This is a genomic window from Candidatus Cardinium sp. cByotN1 (assembly GCF_022810525.1).
Taxonomy (GTDB): domain Bacteria; phylum Bacteroidota; class Bacteroidia; order Cytophagales; family Amoebophilaceae; genus Cardinium.
The window spans coordinates 1-657 of sequence record NZ_JAACGG010000177.1 but is presented as its reverse complement, the minus strand read 5'-3'; the positions used below and the strand labels follow the sequence as shown (position 1 = coordinate 657).

At 39.9% G+C, this 657-nt stretch carries 1 protein-coding gene; it reads left to right on the top strand.

Features of this window, described 5'->3' with window-relative positions:
• Nucleotides 1-657, top strand: a 657-nt coding sequence (locus MUW73_RS04290) for a hypothetical protein (protein ID WP_243575302.1), incomplete at both ends; no start/stop codon positions are given.

The window sequence follows — 657 nt, the reverse complement described above, 5'->3', positions numbered from 1 at the left end:
AAGGTTGATGCCAGTCTAGCAGGTTATGATGAAACGCTGAACCAATTACTAGAAAATTTTATAGAAAAATACCGCCAGACTTTACAAAAAAAGTTTCCCCCTAGATTAAGATTAATAGACGATACTGCTCAAACTATCTTGAATAGCCTAGCATCTCATGAACCGCAACTGGCAGCAGCCTCTGGTGCCTTACCCTTTATAAAAAAAGATAGTAATGGCAAGGTAATGGTTCAAGAGAACAATACGTCGGAGAACGATACGGCTGATTATTGCGTTGCAGGGCGTCTATTTGGCCAAGCACTCAAGGAGCAGCACATACCCTTGGTACAAGTAGCTTTATCCTCTCCTTATTTAAATAAATTCTATTTGAATAGTTTCATTTATCCTACAGAAGATCAAACCATTCCCTATCGGTTCGATCTATTTGGGGGCAATCGTATGAAATGTCCTACGGAAACTGTGCAAGATTTGATTAGCCATAAACCCAGATCTTGTTTTGGCTATTTATTAGCGGTACCCTTTAGTGAGCTGAATACCGATAGTGCGTTTGGTCACTTCCTCTCCAGACTGTTTCCCTATAAAGAAAGTTTTTTTTACTTTCAAAGGGCCTTATTGGCTAGGCCCATGAAAATACCAGGCAGAACGGATCAAAAAGAT